Genomic DNA, 20,886 nt, shown 5'->3' on the forward strand with positions numbered 1-20,886 from the left:
GGGTGAAACTGATATGCCTATAACAGAAAACGAAATGGTAAAAGAATTGGAACAAAAAATCAAGTCTGGCAGCTGGAATAAAGTTGCCCCGGAAGATGCGATATGCGAGGACCTGGTAGGAATGCGCCTGTATGATGAGCCGCTCTGGGACTTTGGCGACGCTCTTGACCCCTTATTTGAGACCTGGAAGAGACCTGAGGTTATACACCCAGAAGCAATGCTCCCAAGAGACTGGCTTGCTGAAGCCAAAACTGTCATCTCCTATTTTTTCCCATTTACGGAACAGATCAGACACGCCAACGCCGAAGACATGGCCCGCACATCCGATGCGTGGCTTCACGGCCGCATTGAAGGACAGGAAATGATCTCCTCCGTGGGCCGCGAATTGTGCCATATTCTTGAAAAAGCGGGTTATAAGGCTGTTTGTCCCTCTCTGGATCCCCGGTTTCGAATGTTGGCTGACTATACCTCCAACTGGTCTGAACGCCATGCGGCTTATATATGCGGATTAGGGACTTTTGGCCTTTCAAAAGGACTGATCACCAGCAAGGGCATTGCGGGGCGCTTTGGAAGCGTCATTACTTCCTGCGCCTTCCCAATCACAAAACGCCCCTATGAAGGGCTTACCGATTACTGCATTATGTGCGGAAAGTGCCAGCGCAACTGTCCGGCCCATGCAATCGACAAAACCAAAGGCTGCCTGGCTGGGAAAGATCACGCGCTCTGTTCCGCGTATATCAAAGAGAATACCAGACCGCCGCATGGTCCACACAAGAAAGTACGCTATGGCTGTGGGAAATGCCAGGTGGATGTCCCCTGCGCTGCCGGGATCCCAAAGAGGAGAGGGATATCGGGTTCTATACTGGTTTGATCAAATGCTGTTCAAAAAAGTTTCAAACGTATTTGTGGCTCCGCTATGTTCAACGATTTTCCCAGCTATGACTTTATCAATATCAATCCCTGTAATTTTCAGGACTTTTCATCAGCCGCATGTTGACGAATCATTTTCATAGTATAATCAGGATACGTTTTTTCAAAACAATCAGATGCTGCTTCATCCCTTCATAAACAACTTTTGACTGCTTGGTCTATTAAGAAAAGTGGGGCAGAATTACCTGCCCCTATGCTTCTCCTTCTTTTTCTGCTGTTTCAGTTCAAACTTTCGCTCTTTTTCTGCTTCCCGGTTTTCCCGGTTCACAGTCCTGCGCTCCGTTTTTGACTGCTCCTGCTGTAATTTCAAAGCCTGCTGTGATTTTGTGCCGATCCCGTGATTTTGCATCTGTTTGCGCACTTCTCGCTGTACTCGTTTCGGATTACGGCTGGCTTCTTTTACATCAGCTGCCACAGCCGGACTAAATCTCAGACGATCGTAGTGTTTCAGAACAAACCCATATACCTCATAGTCTCTTGGCTCCGCCCCAAAGGTTACCTTACATACAGATAACTTCCCCTCCGATATCCATTCAAAAACGCCTATCCAGAAAGGGTCCTCGAAAAATACTGTCAATCTGCCCGATACTTTGTCCATGACAATTCCTCCTTAAATAATTGTAATGAACAAAGAACGGACGACCCTAAGGAGGGAGGGTTACTTACACCCAAAGGTGCGGCCGGGCTACCTACCGGCTCTGTAAGAGATCGCCTCTTACGTTGCGTTTTTATCTTTGCTCCTTAATTCTATCACATCCACAACTGGTTATCTACAAGAATTATTTGATTATTTTAGGCAGACATAATAGAATACAGATATCTATAATCTAAGGGAGGGGATGATCTATTGAATACCGTATTTCAGAGAACAGAAATCACAGAACCAGCTTTATTCAGCCCATCTGATACAACCAAAAAAATCGATGATTTTCCAGAAATATGTGTTTCCACATTTTCGGAAAATATCATTCAAAAATTTTCTTCTATGAGCAATACTAAAAAGATTGCAGAACTCTATACCGCCAACGGCAGTCTGCCCGTATACAAAACACGATACAAAGATACCGATATTGCTTTTTACATGTCCAGAGTGGGCGCCCCGGCATGTGTTGCGGGCTTTGAAGAAATCATTGCTATGGGCGCAGAAAAGTTTGTGCTGTTCGGCTCCTGCGGTGTCTTGGACGATGAAAAGGTAAAAGACCGCTTCATTATCCCGGTTTCCGCCGTTCGTGATGAAGGTACCAGCTATCACTATACAGCGCCATCGCCGGAGATCGAAGCAGATCTACATTCTATCCAAATTTTAGAAAAAGTCCTGAAAACCTGCGGATACCCTTACATAAAAGGCAAGACATGGACTTCTGATGCCATTTACAGGGAAACACTCCCACTGATCCAGGAGCGCAGGCAGGCGGGCTGTCTTGCAGCAGAAATGGAGTGTGCGGCTATGCTGGCAGCCGCAAAATACCGCCATATTCCATTTATCCAATTCCTATATGGGGCGGATAACCTTAGTTCTGAAACATGGGAGATCCGGGATCTGGCTCTGTATGGACTTACTAATGCGGAAAAATATATGGTTCTTGCTTTTGAGTGCGGTCTTGCTTTGTAATTGCTTTTAAGTCGATGATGCAAAAAGCCCGGAAATGCTGGGGTTATGGCATTTCCGGGGTTCTGTCTGTTGCTCGCATACAAAATCTTATTGCTATACTTCTTTGTATGGGATGTATGGTTCTATCTGGTTTTACATGTATTCCACTGCCTCAGGTCCACAGACTGTACTGAACGATGTTATCAATTTGTTATCATGTTTGTGTTGTCACTCAAAAACTCTTGTAATATCCTGATATCGGTGATCACACGGTAAATCTCTAAATACTCGTTGCTTTCTGCTAATACCATCCATATTTTCTGTTCCTATCGTCGCAGATAAAAGCTGGGGCAAAACCGTCGTACTATTACAAATTTTCATTACTAAATATTCACCACGCTCTCCAACTACATTATTTGCGCTACTACCTTTACACCATCTTAATTCTTTTATAACCATACTATAATACATCTGATTTTTAAGCAATGCACAGAGCTTAGTACTGATGACGATTGTTATAATCGGTATCTACTTAGGCCTTAGGCGTGAATTTTCCATACTTATCGGCTTTCTGGTAATTGTGCTCATTACGATAAGTCTGGTATAAATGCCGGCGGCGCAAAAGATATGCTACTGGAACTGTTCAACCGTATTATCAGTGCTTACCCTTAAAATACACCATTATTTATATTGAGAAAGAGTTCTTATCTTGATAGTATAATACATAAGCGATTATCAAATCTTTATCTTATAAAAGAGGAGAAATTAAAATGGCAGAAATTAAAGCATTGCTAGTAGGAGTAAGTGACTATTCAGCGGTCGTGGTAGATAATTTACCTTTTTTGCATTAATGATATACAAGAGGTATCAAATGCATTAATTACAGGGCTAAATGCTGACAGTTCTAACATTATTATATGCGGTGATACTAAAGGAAAAGTATCTGCAAATGACTTCTTAATCTCTTTACAAAAAGCGGTTTCAATTATAGAGAAGGACGACACTTTTATTTTTTACTTTTCCGGACATGGAGGGAACTCCTCTGTTCAACATAGATTGTTATTAAGCGATGGTTATGCCAATACTCAAAATATAATAGATGAATTAAGCTCAGTCCAAGCTCAAAATAAAATTATAATTTTAGATAGTTGTATGTCTGGAAATTTTTCTATAACGCATACTTCAGATTTTCCAAAATCTATGTCTTTAGAAGATTTTGTTAGTAAAGGATATGTTGTACTTTCATCATGCAACGATAAACAATATTCTTATGGACATCCTCAAAAACCTATGAGTTTATTTACAATATGGAATAAAAACAACCCATCTTATCACCAAAACCCTATTTTTAGATCTGATCTAGGGGGGACCATCTTTTTTTCGGTACAGAATTATGTTCCATATCAGATAAAATCTTTTTATGAAGAAAGTGATAAATACATCATTTATTCAGTGGATCCTATACATAACGGAATTGCAAAAAGATACGTTGTCGAAATCATTTTAAAAGAACTTTTTACGAAATATCCCAAATCAATTATGAAATAGTTGATAAATTAAAATTTTTAGATATATACAAAACTCAAAGATCAGAATATCGCTGGAAAGGGAAGGCTACGAATATTATCTTTTGCTATTTTGGACGAGATGAAGAAGATTTATTAGATGGAAATTATATATGCCATACAACATGGGTGAATAAAACACAAGATAAGGCACATTGGTATAGGCTATATGATAATTGTGAAATGATCAATGATATTCACTTTAAATTCCATCCATATAATAATAGCTTTAAACTGTTACGCTGAAAAATACAGGAACAAAAGAAGAATTATACGTGGAACAAATGAGAATTGTTAAAGGACTAGTTACTTTAAGATAAAAAGTTATTTCTTTATATAATATTAATTATTTTCCAGAAGGGGTTATTACAAATGAAAGAACAAGTATTTATTAAAAAAAATATCTTTACTAGCGTAATGTTTGGAGCTGTTTTTCTTTTTGTTCTTTTTGAAAGTATCTTTTATAGACATAATCTATCAGGAATTGCTTTTCTAATATCCATACCGATTTTTATATTGTCTCTAATAAAAATCATTATTGATATATCAGAAGATATAAATGATAAAATCACCTCATTTTTAAACAATGTTGAAAATTATCCAACATACTATGATGATTTTTCATGGGAATATCTGGAACAAATAAGAGGATGTAATGATACTACTTTTAAAGACACAATTGAAAACATTATATCTGATAAACCCAATTTGAGTCATTTGAAAGATGCTTTATTTAATTACTATCACTCAAGAAAATACAGAAGAACTATACGTTCTTGCAGAAGATTCTTTTTATACATATATTATGCCTTACTTATGATAGTACTTCTACTTCTGTTACTACATGCAGAATTATACCATCTTCTTAGCAATAGTCCGTTCTTTTCATCTATAAATATGGATTTATTTACCTTATGGTCTTTAATAATCCTACTCTTTGAAATAATGATGAAAAATATAGTAGAAGATATTATATCAGTTATTATTCAAAAATTCATCGGAATTAACCTTGAATATTATTAAAATATTGTCATTTGATTGTCACTAGACATAGAAAGAGCCAAGAAAGCTCGTAAATAGGCATTTCTTGGCTCATATATTTTACTCAAACTCTATCGTCCCCGGCGGCTTACTGGTCAGATCATACATGACCCGATTAACCCCCTTGACCTCATTAATGATCCGGCTCATCACCTTATTCAGCACCTCAAACGGGATCTCCGCCGCCTCAGCGGTCATAAAGTCGATGGTCTTCACCGCCCGCAGTGCCACTGCATAGTCATAAGTCCGCTCATCACCCATAACGCCTACGCTTCTCATATTTGTTAAAGCGGCAAAATACTGGTTGATATCCTGATCCAGTCCGGCCTTAGCGATTTCTTCCCGGTAAATCGCGTCCGCATCCTGGACGATCTTTACCTTTTCTTCCGTCACCTCGCCGATGATACGGATACCAAGTCCCGGTCCTGGGAATGGCTGACGGAATACCAGCTCTTTCGGGATTCCCAGCTCCAGTCCGGCCTTACGCACCTCGTCTTTAAAAAGATCTCTTAATGGCTCAATGATCTCTTTGAAATCTACAAAGTCAGGAAGTCCGCCCACGTTATGGTGGGATTTAATCACAGCAGACTCACCGCCCAGACCGCTTTCCACCACATCCGGATAAATCGTTCCCTGAGCAAGGAAGTCTACAGCGCCGATCTTCTTTGCCTCTTCCTCGAATACACGGATAAATTCTTCCCCTATGATCTTCCGCTTCTGTTCTGGCTCTGTTACGCCTGCCAGTTTCTTATAATATCTCTCCTGCGCATTTACGCGGATGAAATTCAGGTCGAAATCACCTTCCGGCCCGAAGACGGATTCCACCTCGTCTCCCTCATTTTTACGCAGAAGTCCATGGTCTACAAATACGCATGTCAACTGTTTTCCAATCGCTCTGGAAAGCAGGCCCGCGGCGACAGAAGAATCCACACCGCCGGACAGCGCCAGCAGCACTTTGCCATCTCCTACTTTCTCACGGATCTGTTTGATAGACTCTTCTACAAAGGAATCCATCTTCCAATCACCGGAACAGCCGCAGACTTTCTTTACGAAATTATCGATCATCTTCGTTCCTTCCGCCGTGTGCAGCACCTCTGGATGGAACTGGATCGCATACAGTCCCGCCTCCGCGTTTTCCGCCGCGGCCACCGGGCAGTCTGCCGTATGGGCTGTGATCTCAAATCCAGGCGCGATCTTGGAAATATAATCAAAATGGCTCATCCAGCAGATCGTCTTTTCAGACACATCGGCAAAGACTTTGGAAGCCGTTTTATCGATCAGCACTTCCGTCTTTCCGTATTCTCTTACCTTCGCCCGCTCTACGGTTCCTCCCAGCACATGCATCATCAACTGGGCGCCGTAACACAGCCCCAATACAGGGATTCCCAACTCGAACAGTTCCCTGGAGTATGTGGGCGAATCTTCCAGATAACAGCTATTTGGTCCGCCTGTCAGAATGATCCCCTTAGGGTTCATTCCCTTGATGGTCTCAAGATCCGTCTTGTAAGAATAGATCTCACAGTATACATTGCTTTCCCGGACGCGTCTTGCGACCAGCTGGTTATACTGACCCCCAAAATCTAGGACAATGACTAACTCTCTCTTCAACTTATGTTCCTCCTTATCTGCCAGATTCTTTCCTGACAGGTTTTTCTTTAACAGGTTTTTGCATTTCTTTCCCGTCTTTGCGACGTCTTAGCTTCATTATAAAGTAGCCGCCCCCTATTTACAATCACCATTTCTCTTTTCCCGAAAAATACCGTTGAAAATAATTCACACCGTCTCTCTCAAGAACATCCTTCTCGAATTCCTAGGAAATTGCCTGATGTTTCCATTTTTCGCTGTAATACCGGAAGATAAAGCAGCCTCCCCGCACCAGCCAGTCGATGACCATAGCCACCCACACGCCAAAGACTCCCAGTCCCATATATTTTCCCAAAATGTAACTGAAAATGATGCGGAAGATCCACATAGACACAACGGAAATAATCATGCACATCTTTGCGTCTCCGGACGCCCGAAAGGTAGCCGGCAGGGTAAAAGACATCGGCCAAAACAAGATACAGCAGATCGCGTAAAACACAATGATCTGCCGGGTCGTCTGTGCAGTCAGGTCCGAAAGATTATATGCCTTTAAGATCACCGGAAGCAGCGCCACTATAACCGCGTTCGCTATCACCATACTGATATGGGTAATGATCAGCAGTTTTTTTGTATAGTATTTTACCTGTTCATAGTCTCCCGCTCCCACACACCGGGCAATGACGGTCGTCACCGCAAGGGCGATAGCCATTCCTGGCAGCACCTGGAACGAAGCCAGTACATTAGACACTGCGTTTGCCGCGATCGCATAAGTCCCAAATGTGGACACCAAACTGAGCACAATAATCTTTCCAAGCTGGAACATGCTGTTCTCCAAACCATTTGGCACGCCAATGCTCAAAATCTTCCGGATCAGAGACCAGTCGGGACGATACCGTAATTTTGCCTCGATAAAAATGTCTCTTCTCTTATCACAAAGCAGAATGATGATCAGCACAGCCGCTACGATCCTGGACACTAACGTTGGGATTGCCACTCCCTCCGTCCCCCGGTGGAATCCATAGATCAAAATCGCGTTTCCGCTCACGTTGACCACATTCATGACAATCGAAACCCGCATGGAAATCTTCGAATTTCCCATGGTACGGAAAATAGCCGCGCCTCCGTTGTAGAGGGCGATAAAAGGGATGGATGCCGTCACGATCAGCAAATATGTATTGGCATGTCCCATAACATCCGGCTCGATTTGGCCAAACACCCCGTGAAGGATCCAGTCCTTGAACACATAGATCAGTATCGTTACCGCCGCCGCGCAGATCGTGATAAACCAGATCAGCTGCGTGGCAGATCTGCACGCTCCTTCTTTCCGTTTCTGCCCCAGATACTGACCGGATACTACTGCCCCTCCAGTAGCCAGCGCCGCAAACAGGTTGATCAGCAGCACCATGATATTATCTACCAAAGATACGCCGGATACAGCCGCCTCGCCCACACTGGCTACCATGATGCTGTCGGCCATTCCCACCAGAACAGCCAGAAATTGTTCTACGATCAGCGGCAGGATCAGTACCCGAAGATCCCGGTTGCTGAACAGATACTGGCTCCTGTCTTTTTTCTCCGCTATCGCTGTCATATTTACAAGTCGCCTTCTTTCGTAACAAACTTCACGTTTGTAATAAATTTCCCAATCAAGTATACTTGTTTTTCCTCGCAAAGTATAGATAAACCTGAAAAATATTTCTTTTCCATTAAATGATTTCTCTTGACATATCTGCCATCATACCGGCTGCGGCGGGAAACCAAGAACCGTTTGTTCCAGATCTTCCACCGCAAAATATGTATCCTTTACGCCTGCTGATGCCGGTATTTTTCTCTGGTGGCAAGACCGCCCCGGATATGGCGCTCAGATTTATTTACATCCAGCACTTTACGAACTTCTGAAGCCAGGCCTGGATTGATCTGCCGGAGGCGCTCGGTTACATCCTTATGTATGGTACTCTTACTTACCCCGAATTTTTTCGCCGTCTGCCTCACCGTCGCCTTGTGTTCAATGATATAACTGGCAATCTCTACCGCCCGCTCTTCAATATAATCTTTCAAGAAAAATCCCCCTGCAAACATTGTTTTTACAATCTATGCAGGGGAATTCCAAGTCATACCTCCCATATTTCATCCCTGGTCACATTCACCAGATCTACTCCACTATTTGCTTTTGAATTTTCTCCGGCAAATACTTTGCCAGTTCCTCTACCAACTCGTATACCTTCGTCCCTGGTGCAATCTCTGCCGGAGTTTTCCCCTCTCCATTCTTTATAATTCTCTTCGCATATCGTATTGCCAGCTTCGGATTCCCTTTCATCAACAGAATTTCAAAAATATCTTTCATATTCTTTTGATATTTCCCAAGACCTAGCGTTGTAAACTTATCATTTAGAAACTGGATATATTCTATTCGGTGGTTATTGGACGTATAGTAGGCAAAATGAAGTAAGAACCAAAATTCAATACATTCATTACTCCACGCAGTATGATACTGTAAATCCGGATTTTCCTTATTTAGCTGTTCTGCACGGTGTACGACGCCATTGAAATCTCCGGCCGGAAAACTATCTTTATCATAAACGCACCATATCTGCCCTCTTTTGATTTTATGCTTTTTTACATATCGTTCGGCCATCCCAATCACTCGCATGGTTTCCGCCTGGCATGGTTCTATTTCAATCAGCACCATGTCCCGATAGACAGGGTTGTCCTCGATTAATTTCTTAAACCCTTCAAAGTATCGGGGTTCTGTCTGCTGACCTTCACAGAAGATATAGTAACGGTATTCTTTCATTTCCATGTATTCTTGGCGGCGTTTTTTCTTCCATGCGTCCATTCCAGCTTTCTTAGGCATTGACACTCCCCCAATCTATGATTTTTCTGAGGTATGGATCAGCGCCGTATTTCCCTTCCAAATACTGCTTGTCAAACTTTGCATCCTTACGGACAGATTCCCCTTTGCTGTTCTTAAATTCAACCAAAGAATACAGCTTGGAATTCTGGCTGTTCCCTTTAGCCACAAACCAGATTTCGTCTCTGCGGAACACTTCACTGTTCATGGTTGACAGATCATGCGATGTAAAGATCAACTGAGCGCCTTTACGATTCGCTTCCATGTCGTTATATAGCATAATAATGTAGCGCAGTAAGACGGGATGAATTTTTGCATCCAATTCATCAATTACTAAAGTTGTTCCATCAATCAAACTTTCTGCAATAAATGGAAGCAATCCAAATAATTTTTTTGTACCGCTGGACTCGTCTGACAGATTCAGTTCTGTTTCATATCCATCTACTTCATGTTTTGTAAAAACTTCTATGTGATCATGTTCCATTTCTTCCACACGAAAATCCAGAATATCCAGATCCATTTCCTGAATCATTTTCAAAACCAGATCTTTTACATCTTCCGAATTTGCAATCGCCATACGCAGTTCCTGCACTGGATTTCCATAATTCATAAAACTAATTCCAAATTCAAACCAATCCAGCACATCATTTACGACTTCATTTTTTCGATAAGTGATTCCAAGATAGGAAAGTAACGGAAGCGTATCCGACAATTCATCACTTATTTTTAACTTCGCAAAAACACCTTTCAAAATGATTCCCTTATCATCTCTCTCAAAAAGTGCTGATCTTCTTCCGGTGTCTAACTTTACACGCTCCAGACGTTCATATAAAACCAGATCGCGCTTTACACTTAATATATATCGATATTCAGCCAGCTTCGTTCTGAAAAACACTTCAAATTCCGTAGGTTCTTCTTTTTTCTCTTCTGAAAAAGCAAACGGCTCAATGACCAGTTTTTTTCGAGGAATGACACGTTCCTCATTATCACTGGTTGCATATAATGGTCGAAGTACCTTTAATGACAAACTATGCAGAGCTTCAAGAACATTTGATTTTCCGCCGCCATTCGGTCCATAAATAGCGGACACCGGCAAATATAACTCACCATCTTTATCCTTGATAATCCGATCTTCATGTTCAGAAATGGCGGCAGCCTGCATATCAAACGTTGCCTCATCTCGTATGCTCTTAAAATTTCTAACTGTAAATTGACACAACATAGTAGTCACCTCCAAATCCCTCTCTATCTATATTATCTATTATATCTCTTATCCCCATTTTGTAAACAATATTTGAGATAAAATCTCATATTTTTATTTGTAATTATCAAAAAATGAAGATCCTACATATACTTTACATAGAATCTCCATCATTACTTTCTGTTTCTTTTGCGACCTGATCCGCTGCAGTCTAAATCGCTCTTTAAACCCGTTCTGAATTAGCAGCTATTAAAATTTTATTAAATAATCGGTGGTTACTGCCACTGAGTTTGGATTATGAAATCTATAATTTACATTATGAGAAGTTTCAAGATGGAACGGTGAAATGTATTGAAGATGAAATACCGTTTGAGGTACCGGAGGGGTGGATGTGGAGTCGTTTGACATCAATATGCAGTCTTATTTCAGACATCGACCATAAGATGCCAAAAGCAGTTGATGATGGGGTTTTATTCTTGTCGGCAAAAGATTTGTTGAATAATGGAACTATCAATTACACCGATGATGTGAAAATGATAAGTGAGGAAGATTTTTTGCGTTTGTCTAGGAAGGCACTTCCTCAAAAGAATGATATAATTTACTCTCGTATTGGGGCTTGTTTGGGAAAGGCTCGTGTGGTTACAAAGGATATTCGTTTTATAGTTTCATATTCTTGTTGCACAATTAGGCCAGTAATCATCGACTCTACTTTTTTGGCATCAATTCTTGATGGTAATTTTGTGGGAGTATCCCAAAGTTTGTGTAAACCTTCAAACTGATGTAAGATAGACTTACCAGTTTGGAGGTTTATTTTATGGCAAGGAAAAAGGATACCCCACAAAAAGCAGCCCTTCGAGAAATGATGGGCAACTACATGAAAGAAAACAATGTTAAAGTCAAAGATGGGACAGATGTTAACTCTATCATGCGGGACATGATGTCCATCATTCTGGAAGGTGTTCTGGACCAGGAGATGGACGAGGACTTAGGTTATTCTAAGTATGATTATCGTAACAAGGAAACGGATAATTCCAGAAATGGACATTCTCAGAAAACAATGCATACCAGCTATGGAGACATGGAAATCGACATCCCCAGGGACAGGAAAGGCGAGTTTGAACCGCAGATTGTCAAGAAATACCAGAATACTGTCACTCAGGACATGGAGGAAAAGATCATCTCTATGTATGCCAAAGGAATGACCACGAATGATATTGAAAGCCATATGCGTGAACTATACGACATCGAAATCTCTGACAGCACCATCAGCCGAATCACTGATAAGATCCTTCCCATTGTGAAAGAATGGCAGGAAAGGCCATTGGAAGAGATTTATGCCGTGGTTTTCATGGACGCCATCCATTACCATGTGCGCAATGAAGGCCGGATTGTAAAACGTGCGGTTTATATCGCCATTGGGATTGACATGGAAGGACATAAAGACGTGCTTGGCATGTATGTGGGCCAAAACGAAAGCGCGAAATTCTGGCTTTCCATTTTGAACGGGCTAAGGAACCGCGGGGTAGAAGATATCCTGATTGCATGTGTGGATGGGCTGACAGGATTTCCTCAGGCAATTGAGGCGGTATTTCCCCAGACAGAAATCCAGCAATGCATCATTCATCAGATTCGGAATACAACGAAGTTCGTTTCCTATAAGGAACTCAAGCCCCTGATGGCTGATCTGAAACGTGTATATGCGGCTCCAACAGAAGAAATCGCATTAGCAGAGCTGGACAGCTTTGATGACAAATGGAGCGGAAAATACCCGAAAATAGCGAAATCCTGGAAAGATAACTGGGTGAATCTTTCGACTTATTTTAAGTACCCGGAAGCGGTCCGCTGTCTGATCTATACTACCAATGCAATTGAGGGATTTAATCGCCAGCTCCGGAAAGTCACAAAATCCAAGACAGTGTTTCCTTCCGATGAGAGCCTTTTAAAAATGCTGTATTTGGCCATGATGGATATCACGAAAAAATGGACAGGCCACCGACAGGATTGGGGACAGATCCATTCGCAGCTGGAGATATTTTTTGAAGAACGATTATCTGGATTATAAGCCGTTTCTGTGGTCAAGCAGGGCTGGCCAAGCCAGCTCTGCTGATAACGTATAATTAATTTCGCAAAATCAATTTCATAAAAATAGACATGGTCTATAGCCGTTTGGTAAAATCAAGTCACCACAACTAAATCTATCAAAGGAGGCTATAGAACCATGTCTGATAAGATTATACAGCTAAATGAGGACTTAATAAAGCATGATTTAAAGGATCTTGTCCGTAACAGTGTCGAAGAAACATTAAACGCCCTGCTCGATAAGGAAGCCGACGAATTAGTCAACGCTGAAAAGTATGAGCGCTCCTCTGACCGCCAGGGATATCGTTCCGGCCATTATAAGCGAAATCTCCACACTACCGCAGGGGAAGTCGAACTGAAGGTTCCTAAACTGAAAGGGGTTCCTTTCGAGACAGCCATTATCGAAAGATATCGTCGCAGAGAATCTTCCGTGGAAGAAGCTCTTATTGAGATGTATCTGGCCGGTGTTTCTGTCCGACGCGTGGAAGATATCACCGAAGCCTTATGGGGAACGAAAGTATCCCCTGGAACCATCAGTAACCTGAATAAAAAGGCTTATGAGCATATTGAAACCTGGCGTACCCGTCCGCTTTCCGGGAACTATCCTTATGTTTACGTAGATGGTGTTTACCTGAAACGTAGCTGGGGCGGCGAGATCCAGAACGTTTCTGTTCTCGTTGCCATTGGCGTCAGTCAGGATGGCTGCCGGGAAATCCTTGGTGCTGCGGAAGGGATGAAAGAGGATCGTGAAAGCTGGCGTTCTTTCTTCGTATGGTTGAAAGAACGCGGGCTTACTGGTGTACGTTTGATCATCGGCGATAAGAATCTCGGTATGCTTGAAACCATTCCGGAAGTCTTTCCGGATGCCAGATATCAGCGCTGTACGGTTCATTTTTACAGAAATATATTTTCTGTTACCCCCCGTAACAAGATGAAAACGGTAGCGCTTATGCTCAAGGCGATCCATGCGCAGGAAAGCAAGGAAGCCGCCCGTGAAAAAGCAATCCAGGTAGCGGAGAAACTCCGTGCCATGAAGCTTGCTAAAGCTGCCAAGAAGGTAGAGGACGGGATTGAAGAAACCTTGACCTATATGGATTTTCCTACGCAGCATTGGACCCGGATCCGAACCAATAACGCTATTGAGCGCCTCAACCGTGAGATTAAACGGCGTACAAAAGCGATCGGTGCTTTTCCTGACGGGCAGAGTGCCTTGATGCTCGTATGTGCCAGACTGCGTCACGTAGCAGCAACCAGTTGGGGAGCCAGACGCTATATGAATATGGATCATCTTTTCAAAACAGAAGAGGATCTGCTGTCTGATATCATAGCCGGCTGACTACCGGCTGCTAAACGGCTAGGTTTTGATTTTGCGAAAAACTATTGACACTATCGCTCTGCTTGACATGTCTGGAAACTGCATTATAATACAAGCAGGGGCAGGACCTCAAAAAATCGGCTCTGCCCAAAGTAACTAATAACATATCTTATATCAGTTTTTTTAGTTTACACAAAACTTGAAACGGTCTCGAAAATGTAGAAAAGGCCCTCAACTAAGGCTCTTTTCTATCATTTCAACAAAGGCAAATGCAGTAGTAATAGCATTTTTAATCCGTTGTTGCTCAGAGGCTGGTGGAATTGGAACCAGTATTTCTTTCAACGTTATTGGTTTTAGCTCTTTTTGATTTGTGGAACCTTCACCTTTTTTCTCAAGCACACTTTGGTTTGCTTTCATAAATATATACAGATAAAATGTTTGTATGCTGCGAAATCCACGAATAATGGTTACATGCGAATCCGGCACTATCGGTAAACCGAGACTGTTGTCAGTCGTTCTGTAGTATCCAACACGCCCTAAAGTACCTGTGCCAGTAGAGTTGACTACCACATCACCATCATGCATATATTCTTCATTCGGGTATTTGTCTAATATGCTTTCATCCAGATACAATGCTAGCCCGGTATCGATGCCATTATATTTTGTATTACATTTTTGTGCAAAAACAAGCGTATTACTTTTCGTGGTATATTTTGGCGATTTTCCACGACGAATTTCCTTAATACAGCAATTCTTCAGCCGCAACCATTCCCATGAGTCAGGAATATCATATGGTATTTCTTCGTCAATACAACACACATCTTCTCCAATCTTCTCATAATAAGAGTTATCCTCACCTTTAAAGATAACAGACTCCTTCTTATTACGCTTGATTTTGCCCTGTTTGATGAGCTCTTCTTTTTCTTGTCGTATACGTTTCAGAAGAACAGAAGCTGGTTCATCGTTAGGATCCTGAGGTACAAGTTTACCACGGATAGCAAGATCAAGAATTTTTGCTTTCGCTTTTGCTACATATTCTACCAATTCTACTTTGCTATCTTCGATAGGAGAAATAATATGTTCTGCTTTACAAATAGCCATTATTATTTTAGCCATTTCTTGTAAAGGAGGGATCGGAAGCAATACCTTTTGAAATTCGTTAAAATTTATATTTTCTACAGTTGTACCTGACTTAGTATATTTTAGAAGTAACTGTGCCTCCATGCCCTTTAGACATACATAAATGTATTCTGTAAGTTGTGGCATATAGAGAACAATGGCCTTTAGATCCTGATTGATTGTTGCTCGTTCTTTGAGAATAGATACTGGCAATGTATGTCTTAGGATTCCACTACGTGTAACGAGTAATAATGTATCTGGTTGGTACATCTGCATTTGTTCTACGCCCAATGCGCTCAATCGTAACTGTGAAGAAGTTATATATTTGCTTTTCATGTCTTTGGATGTTACCCAAAGAATCTCTCCATCCCAAAATTCTCGATGAGATGTTGAAGGCGTTTTCCCTCCGGAAAAGGCAGCAAGATTGGATAAGCGATCCCATGCCCACCCTTCCGGCACCTCAAACGGTATCTCATCTTCAATACATTTCACTGTTCCGTCCAAGAACTTCTCATAATGTAAATTATCCTCACCCTTAAAGATAATTGTGTCCTTCTTGATATCCTTTGCCTTTAGTTTTCCTTCTTCAACCATTTTCTTTTTTTCTTGTCGGATTCGTTCCAGAAGTACAGAAGCCGGCTCATCATTCGGATCCTGCGGCACCAGTTTGCCACGAATCGCAAGGTCAAGTATTTTTTGTCTCAGTGCTTTTGTATCCATTATTCCTCTACCTCACCTATCAATTCTTCCAACTGTGCCACTGCCTTAGCAATATTGGATGATTTTTCTTTTATCATCTCTAATAACTCTGCAAGGGTATAATCATCTGCAGTGCTTTCTGTTTTAATCCATGTAATATCCAGACTTGTCTTATCTCTTGCGAGGATTTCTTCATAAGTAAATTTCCGCCATCTTCCATTCGGATTCTCTTCGCTGTATGTTTCTGTTCTGGAAGAAATATCACCGTCTGCATAGCACTTTACAAACTCTTCAAAATGCTCCTCTTTCAACGGGTTCGTCTTTCCAAACGAAGGCATATCTGAACGAAGATCATAAATCCATGTTTCTTTTGTATTTCCGGAGTCCGTCTTTCCTCTTGTAAAAAACAAAACATTTGTCTTAACACCCTGCGCATAAAAAATTCCGGTTGGCAACCGCAGAATTGTATGTAGATTACATTTTTCCATTAAATCCCGCCGGATTTTTTCTCCATCACCATCAGCAAATAATACATTATCTGGAAGTACAACAGCAGCACGGGCAGTTCCGGTAGTTTTCAAACTGCGATAAATATGCTGTAAGAAATTTAACTGCTTATTACTGGTCGGATATGTAAAGTCATCGCGAGTTGCACGTTCTCCTCCCCTTTTCGTGCCAAAAGGGGGATTCGTCAGTACGACATCATATCCTTTCATTTGCTTTCCATAATTTGACAGCGTATCCCCAAGATAAATCGGGCCACTTATATCATGAAGCATGGCATTCATCAATGCTAACCGGTGTGTATCATGTACTAATTCACAACCTGAAAAAGCCTGTGTACGTTGAAACTCCTGCTCGTCCACAGACAAATCAAATAAATTATCGGTGTGTTCTTTTACATATCGATCTGCCGCAATCATAAATCCGAATGTTCCACACGCGGGATCATTGCAGTGCTCTCCCGCTTGTGGCGCAATCAAGCGTGTCATTATATTTATCAAAACGCGAGGGGTAAAATACTGACCTGCTCCAGATTTTTTCTCATTTGCATTCTTTTCAAGTAATCCTTCGTATAAATTCCCCAGCCCTTCTTCTTTCGCCGTGTACCAATCAAATTGATCAATGGTAACGATGATTTTCTCTAAATTTTTAGGCTCGTCTATATTTGTCTGCGCCCCTTGATAAATCTCTCGTACACGTCCAGTACTTTCTCCAAGCTTCTCCAATAGTTCCTTATAGAATTTTTTCAATTCAATCCCTTGTTTACCAACTAATTTATCCCAACGATACTCTTCGGGAATTACTTCCTCACTGTCGGTCTCTTTGCACATTTTCAAGAACAGAATATATGTAAGCTCTGTCACATACTGATGATAAGTAATTCCATCATCCCGTAGCACATTACATAATCCCCATAATTTAGCCACTATCTCCTGATTATTCACGCAATACTTCCTCCGTCTTCATATAAATATTCATTGAGCTCACCAATGATGTCGCGGAGTTTCCCTCCAAAGCGACGATCAATAATTGTAAAGCCTCCGGCATTTCTAAATGCCCCGACTTCAAAAATTTTTTCATCTAAGACACTTTCGTCTAACAAAACCTTTTCGATTCTTTTTAGCCATTCAAGTTGATTCTTATTAAACTCATGATTTAGCTTAAGTTTTGCAAAAGCATTTTTTACCCTTGTTTCATGACTTACTAATACAGATCCAATTGCCTGCTGGCGGATAAACGCAATAATATCTGCCGCGATATCTTGATTTGTCATAGCATTCCACGCAGAATTTAATTGCTTAACTGTAAAATTATGTCTTTCAAGTTCTAATCGAAGACTTTTTAAATCGGCACGAGTTAATTCAGCCGGTTTGGTACATACCGTTTTCAAAGCGGCAATTTCATTAAAATTACTCCGAATAAACTGTTTGAAAGCCTCTATATAATCCTCCGGCTTCTGCCCTTCTCCATATCCTCGTCTATGGCTGACAACTTCATCTGGATGTTGGTCTACAATCCTTCCCGGCCTTCGATTCCCATTATCTCTATCCAGTATTTCAAATGCATCTTTTCGCCATAAAATACTTTCCTTGGCATCCTGAGCAGTATTTTCACGTAGTTCATTTCCAAATTCTTCCGGCGTTTTCCCTCCGGTCAAATGTTGAAACTGCTCCAAACCCTTTACGCTTATATTTCTTTGTTTTCTCCGGAGTTTCGCCACTATCATTTCAATTTGATAAGAAATTTCATCCGGTGATTCTAAAATCTCCACACCATGTATCAAATCCGCAAATGTCGTATTCGGATTCACCACAACCGGTTTCATTTTACTAACATCCTGCAGTGTTTCGTACACTCCTACAGGATCGTATATTTCAAAATGTGTCTTGTCAATTTTCGGGCATAATCTAGTCGCACGCCCCAGCATTTGCTCAAATAAAATTCTCGACTTAATACGGCGCATAAATACCAGATTAGTAATTTCAGGTACGTCAATCCCCGTCGTAAGCAAATCAACCGTAACTACGATTTTGGGATTCTGCTCGTTCTTAAATTTTCTAATAGCCTCTCTGATTTTCTTCTTATTTCCTCCGGCAATACTTCCTGTAATCTTTTTTACAACTTCTTTAGATACATTGCCTTCGATATAAATATCCTGCAATATTTTTACAATCATATCAGCATGATCATCATCTACTGCATATATTAACGTTTTGCCCTCTCCATCCGGATCCAAATCCCAGGCAATTTCATTGAATACAGCGCGATTAAAGTTTTCTGTAATGACTTTCCGATTAAACGAATCAATCTCAAACTTCATATCATCTTCTAATTCATCACTGTTCAGAATTTCTCCTGATATCGGATCATAAATTGCCAAGCTTTCCCCTTTTTTATATTGAATGCCCTCGTTGCGGAGCTTTGTCCGAATATCATGCGGCGCATCATGATCGACCAAATATCCGTCAATCACAGCCTCGCGATACGAATAATCAAACACCGGTTTCCCAAATATTTCCGTTGTATGCAACGCTGGCGTTGCTGTAAGTGCAATCTTAACCGCATCGAAGTATTCAATAACTGTTCTATATTTACTGACATAATCATCCTGATCCCGATAAAGCAACTCTGCCTCACTCATTTCTTTGTCGAGAATATATCCGCGATGCGCTTCATCTACTATTATCAAATCATAATCTGTAACAGACAGTACCTGTTCACTTTCATTATAAAGAAGGCGTTTTACAAGGCTTTGAACAGTTGCAACATGTATCTTCGTTTCCCGGTCAATTTCTTTTTCGTCCAACCCTTTGATATTATAAATAGAATCCAAGGTCATTAGTTCTTCTATTTTTACTTCCTTAAATACATCTGTTGCCTGATCACCAAGTGCTGTTCTGTCCACCAAAAAAAGGACATGCTTAAAACGCTCACTTTTAATAAACCGATAAATCATACCAAGAATTGTTCTGGTCTTTCCCGTTCCTGTTGCCATAGAAAGCAAAACTGTCTGCTTTCCATTGATAACTTCCTGCTCTGCCGCTTCAATCGCTCTAATCTGATATTCTCGCAGATTCAATCCATCCGGATCACGGAGCAGATCATATGGGGTATTATTCAAAACGGTATTTGCTGTTGGAATGTCTTTTTCTAATAATTCTAATATCCCCTGTGGGCTTATCCAGCCATGTAGTGCCTTATCTGGCATATTGGGCTGTCTTACATCCCGAAACCATATTCCTGATTTTGTTTCAAGCTGTTTCAGATATTTTCTTCCATTCGTTGCAAATAAAAATGGAACTCTATATTTCCCCCAATTAGAAATTGCATACTGGTAGTGCTCTAATCGAATCATTTGCGCATAATCTGCACATTGATCTGACAACACCGACGGAACATCTACCGCTGCTTTCTTCACTTCTATTACACCAACCATTTTTTCGCCAGCAAAAAGCATATAATCTACATAGCCTGTGTTTCCGACCGAAGAACCCGTAGGCCATTCCGCAATTGCTATATTTCTGCCCTTCTGAGGACGAGTGCCTTTCGAATAGCGTAAATGGTTTGTATCTGCTTCCCATCCAACACGCTGTAATTGTTCGTCAATAAGCATCCGCGTCTGTGCTTCTGAAAGTTCCATCCCTTCAGACGCTACTTCTGATTTTTCGACACGCTGTTTCACAGAAGTTCCAGAAACATTTGTCCGTGCCGCTGTCACCTGTTTTGTCAATTCAGCAATTTTTTTCTCTTGTTCTTCAATCAGTGCCGCATAATCGATTTCATCTTCCTTAACAGGCATAACAAATCCTTGCGGTTCATAATTCCAATCTCCGTAAACCTCCATGAACCATACGGCAAGGTTATATGCTAATGACAACAAGGTTTTTGCTGTATCTTCGGAATCAGTATAATTATGTACTGCATCATTACGTTTTTTACGAAGTGCATATAAAACATCATCTATCTTTTTCGGTATCAATTTTTCTCGCTTTAATAAACGAATACGATTTGCGTGAGTATTATCATAATTCGGTTCAGCAATATGTTCAAATGCAAATATTTCAAGAATCAGGCGTTCACTAAACATTCCCAGCTTATAAATACACGCATTCGGATCTGAATACAAATAATGCTCGGCAGTTGCTCCCACTTGAGCAAGGGCTGGCCAATACTTATTTAAAAAATCAAAATTTGATTTCATACGCCTTCTCCTTTGCATGATATTCTGATAATTCTGTATTATCAGAAGTTATTATATATAATATATCAAATCCTCCCATCTCTTTCAATTATTATGCCTTTAAAATACCATCCTGGAACAAATAGAAAACCAATTTTACCTACTCTTAGTCATACCTGTTATGACTGTCTCAAAAACAATTCTTGACTTCTCGCTCTTATTATGCA

Annotated in this window: 15 protein-coding genes and 3 pseudogenes; 8 read left to right on the forward strand and 10 right to left on the reverse strand. The window is 41.0% G+C overall.

The window, feature by feature from the left end:
• The first annotated feature begins 13 nt into the window (after window positions 1-13).
• Window positions 14-871 (forward strand): epoxyqueuosine reductase, encoded by an 858-nt coding sequence (locus FND36_14345; GenBank protein ID QDW75113.1) that lies wholly within the window; start codon window positions 14-16, stop codon window positions 869-871.
• Here the strand turns inward: FND36_14345 and FND36_14350 are convergent.
• Window positions 858-1,064: pseudogene (locus tag FND36_14350) on the reverse strand (hypothetical protein). The gene FND36_14345 and the pseudogene FND36_14350 sit on opposite strands and share 14 nt — an antisense overlap.
• 47 nt (window positions 1,065-1,111) lie before the next feature.
• Window positions 1,112-1,528: a DUF2992 family protein gene (locus FND36_14355; GenBank protein ID QDW75114.1), complete on the reverse strand. Its 417-nt coding sequence runs from the start codon at window positions 1,526-1,528 to the stop codon at window positions 1,112-1,114.
• A gap of 249 nt (window positions 1,529-1,777) precedes the next feature.
• Between FND36_14355 and FND36_14360 the strand changes: the two genes are divergently transcribed.
• From FND36_14360 to FND36_14375, 4 genes and pseudogenes are all read left to right on the forward strand, one after another.
• Window positions 1,778-2,542: a nucleoside phosphorylase gene (locus tag FND36_14360; protein ID QDW75115.1), complete on the forward strand. Its 765-nt coding sequence runs from the start codon at window positions 1,778-1,780 to the stop codon at window positions 2,540-2,542.
• 484 nt (window positions 2,543-3,026) lie between these two features.
• Window positions 3,027-3,193: pseudogene (locus FND36_14365) on the forward strand (hypothetical protein).
• A 156-nt stretch (window positions 3,194-3,349) separates the two neighbouring features.
• On the forward strand, window positions 3,350-4,069 hold the full coding sequence (locus FND36_14370) for a caspase family protein (protein QDW75116.1): 720 nt from the start codon (window positions 3,350-3,352) through the stop codon (window positions 4,067-4,069).
• A 389-nt stretch (window positions 4,070-4,458) separates the two neighbouring features.
• Window positions 4,459-5,109, forward strand: coding sequence for a hypothetical protein (locus tag FND36_14375; GenBank protein ID QDW75117.1), 651 nt, complete (start codon window positions 4,459-4,461; stop codon window positions 5,107-5,109).
• Between the two features lie 78 nt (window positions 5,110-5,187).
• On the opposite strand, the gene guaA is transcribed toward FND36_14375, so the two are convergent.
• The 5 genes from guaA to FND36_14400 form a co-directional block, all read right to left on the reverse strand.
• Window positions 5,188-6,735, reverse strand: a complete 1,548-nt coding sequence (gene guaA, locus FND36_14380; GenBank protein QDW75118.1) for a glutamine-hydrolyzing GMP synthase — start codon at window positions 6,733-6,735, stop codon at window positions 5,188-5,190.
• Between the two features lie 202 nt (window positions 6,736-6,937).
• The gene (locus FND36_14385) at window positions 6,938-8,302 is read right to left on the reverse strand and encodes an MATE family efflux transporter (protein QDW75119.1); all 1,365 of its coding nucleotides are present in this window, start codon (window positions 8,300-8,302) and stop codon (window positions 6,938-6,940) included.
• 212 nt (window positions 8,303-8,514) lie between these two features.
• Window positions 8,515-8,769, reverse strand: a complete 255-nt coding sequence (gene spoIIID, locus FND36_14390) for a sporulation transcriptional regulator SpoIIID (GenBank protein QDW75120.1) — start codon at window positions 8,767-8,769, stop codon at window positions 8,515-8,517.
• A gap of 94 nt (window positions 8,770-8,863) precedes the next feature.
• On the reverse strand, window positions 8,864-9,565 hold the full coding sequence (locus FND36_14395; protein QDW75121.1) for an RloB domain-containing protein: 702 nt from the start codon (window positions 9,563-9,565) through the stop codon (window positions 8,864-8,866).
• Complete coding sequence (locus FND36_14400; GenBank protein ID QDW75122.1) at window positions 9,558-10,784, reverse strand: AAA family ATPase; 1,227 nt, start codon at window positions 10,782-10,784, stop codon at window positions 9,558-9,560. The genes FND36_14395 and FND36_14400 overlap by 8 nt, the downstream gene beginning before the upstream one ends.
• 284 nt (window positions 10,785-11,068) lie before the next feature.
• Here FND36_14400 and FND36_14405 point away from each other — a divergent pair.
• From FND36_14405 to FND36_14415, 3 genes and pseudogenes are all read left to right on the forward strand, one after another.
• Window positions 11,069-11,191, forward strand: a pseudogene (locus FND36_14405) (restriction endonuclease subunit S).
• A gap of 386 nt (window positions 11,192-11,577) precedes the next feature.
• Entirely contained in the window at window positions 11,578-12,825 is a 1,248-nt protein-coding gene (locus tag FND36_14410) for an IS256 family transposase (GenBank protein QDW75123.1), read from the forward strand.
• A gap of 156 nt (window positions 12,826-12,981) precedes the next feature.
• Window positions 12,982-14,178, forward strand: coding sequence for an IS256 family transposase (locus FND36_14415; protein QDW75124.1), 1,197 nt, complete (start codon window positions 12,982-12,984; stop codon window positions 14,176-14,178).
• Window positions 14,179-14,388: 210 nt separating this feature from the next.
• On the opposite strand, the gene FND36_14420 is transcribed toward FND36_14415, so the two are convergent.
• From FND36_14420 to hsdR, 3 genes are read right to left on the reverse strand one after another with little or no spacing between them, the layout of a single operon-like run.
• Window positions 14,389-15,996 carry a restriction endonuclease subunit S gene (locus FND36_14420; protein ID QDW75125.1) on the reverse strand — a complete coding sequence of 536 codons (1,608 nt, stop codon included), beginning with the start codon at window positions 15,994-15,996 and terminating at the stop codon, window positions 14,389-14,391.
• Complete coding sequence (locus FND36_14425) at window positions 15,996-17,423, reverse strand: N-6 DNA methylase (protein ID QDW75126.1); 1,428 nt, start codon at window positions 17,421-17,423, stop codon at window positions 15,996-15,998. Before FND36_14425 ends, FND36_14420 begins: the two co-directional genes overlap by 1 nt.
• On the reverse strand, window positions 17,420-20,680 hold the full coding sequence (hsdR, locus tag FND36_14430) for a type I restriction-modification system endonuclease (protein ID QDW75127.1): 3,261 nt from the start codon (window positions 20,678-20,680) through the stop codon (window positions 17,420-17,422). Before hsdR ends, FND36_14425 begins: the two co-directional genes overlap by 4 nt.
• Between the last annotated feature and the right edge of the window lie 206 nt (window positions 20,681-20,886).

This window comes from Lachnospiraceae bacterium KGMB03038, from assembly GCA_007361935.1.
In the GTDB taxonomy this organism is placed as follows: Bacteria; Bacillota; Clostridia; order Lachnospirales; family Lachnospiraceae; genus Massilistercora.